This is a genomic window from Cronbergia sp. UHCC 0137 (assembly GCF_034932285.1).
In the GTDB taxonomy this organism is placed as follows: Bacteria; Cyanobacteriota; Cyanobacteriia; order Cyanobacteriales; family Nostocaceae; genus Cronbergia.
Genome location: NZ_JAYGHC010000110.1, coordinates 1,676 through 3,895, shown reverse-complemented (window position 1 = coordinate 3,895; position 2,220 = coordinate 1,676). Strand labels below are relative to the sequence as shown.

At 40.3% G+C, this 2,220-nt stretch carries 1 protein-coding gene; it reads right to left on the bottom strand.

What is annotated here, in order from left to right; translation table 11 throughout:
- Positions 1-1,500 (bottom strand): carotenoid isomerase (gene crtH / locus VB711_RS26335; protein ID WP_323289388.1); only part of this gene is annotated, 1,500 nt, incomplete at its 3' end.
- Between the last annotated feature and the right edge of the window lie 720 nt (positions 1,501-2,220).

Sequence of the window (2,220 nt, the reverse complement as noted above, 5' to 3'; positions counted from 1 at the left end):
GTAAAGTCCCAAATCTACTCCAATGCGATGAGCGCAAGCAAACCCAGAAAAAGCCACCGCATTCAACCCCTGGCCAGGAAATGTACTATCTCCCACACAATAAAGTCCCTCAATAGCCGTGCGGTTAAACGGCATCTTCAACAACCCCCGCAACTTCCGTCTGGGTATAGCCCCATAAGTACCATCTACACGACCCAAAAAACGGCGATGGGTGCGCGGTGTCCCCACTTCCAAATAATCCAAACCAGCATCTAAACCCGGAAAAATTTTCTCCAACCGTTCAATAATTTCTCCTGCTACCTCTTCTTTCTTCTCTTCATACTCAACCCCAGAAAGTCCTTGCCAATTATCTATCCAGTCAGGGGTGAAAGCATGAATAATATGATACCCCAGGGGAGCTAAATCTGGGTCGAGTAAGGTGGGAATAGAAACAAAAATTGTTCCCTTCGCTGCCTCCATCTTCTGCCAATCTGCCAATAAAATATGATGGCATTCCGTCCCCACAGGTAAAACCGACTCTTTCACCCCGATATGTAAACTGACAAAACTAGGGGATTTTTGATAAAACTCTTGCCACTTTTTCTCATTATTTGGCATTTCTGCTGGTGGGAGTAACTTTTCAAATGTGTCCCAGCGTGTGGCATTAGAAACGATTCGTTTGCCATGATAGACCTGACCATTAACTAATTCTACACCAACTGCCCGTCCTTTTTCAGTGATGATGCGTTTTACCTTAGCCTGGTATTGAATCTGACCACCCAAATTTTCCAAACCCTCCGCCAACTTTTGAGCAATTTGTCCCACACCACCTTTTGGATAATTAACTCCACCATAATGTCGATCAGCAAAAACCATCCCTGCATTAATCATTGGTGTCATCTCAGCCAACACGACTGACCAGCAATAACACTCCATATCAATAAACTTTAATAACAGAGGATCTTGAATATAACGCCGTGCCACATCTCCCACATTTTGAGGTAAATATTTAGCCAAACCAAGACAAGCTAAAGGATGTTGTAAAAATGTTCTTAGCAAATATCTAGGTTCTTCTAAAGAGAGTAAATCCATACTATTCAAGCAATTAAAGACTTTTTGGCATTCGCCATAAAAGCCCCGAATCCCTTTTTCTTCTTGGGGAAAATAAGCAATCAGATTTTGTAAAAAGTTTTCATAAATTCGGTCAACCTTCAACTCTAAACCTTGAGGCAGATGATAATGAATTTGTACAGGGTCAGCAATTGTTTCTACATTAACATTCACCGCTTCTAAAGCACGGGTGAGTAAATTAGTTGTTCCCTTATTTCCTAAACCAAAAATCATGGATGCCCCAACATCAAATTTATAGCCTTGGCGTTGAAAATAACCCGCACTACCACCAGGGATTAAGTAACTTTCCAGCACCAGTATATTGGCTTTTTTGGCGGCTAACTGGGTGGCTGTCACCAAACCCCCAATTCCAGCACCAATGATAATCGCATCAAATAATTGATTATTCATAATTCGCAAATCCATAGAAAAAAAGAGGGACAAGCCTGCTGCTGCTGGCCAATCCCGTCTGCCGATCCTTTAAAGAGAGGAGAACACTGCATAATAATATAACCTTGATTGAGAATAAATGTCAACTACTAATGAAATATTTTATCAATAATTCTAGAATACTGTTGTATGACTCAAGCCAGATTAACTATATCTCTCATTGAGGGAAAAATCACCCCTTCCTTACCCAAGATCCAAGTATTTTCGTCATGGACTCCGTACCCTACACTAAGCAACCTAGTACAGTAAGGCGTAAATAAACCAACCATTTTAAATTGCTAAAAAGCCTATACTGCCTTACTTTTGACTTCCACCTTGGGGTATTAAGTAATGAGACAGAATTAATTATACTAATCCATGCTTAGTTAAGTCTTTGCGAAAGAATCACATTTAGAATGACTGCATAAGGCGATCGCTTGACAATCAAGACAATTACTACAGAAAATGGACAAGGTATTGCAAAATTAAAGCATAATCAGACTTTTAAACCTTCTCTCCTGACAAAAAGTTGAAACAGCACAAACAGTAAAAACATAACAAAACGAATATCCGAACTTGTAACAAAAAGGAAGACAAGCATGAGTATATCAACATTTAATCTCTCCAGCCTCAATGGTAATAACGGTTTCAGAATTAACGGCGTTGCTGGGGGTGACAACTCAGGCTTTTCAGTCAGCAGCG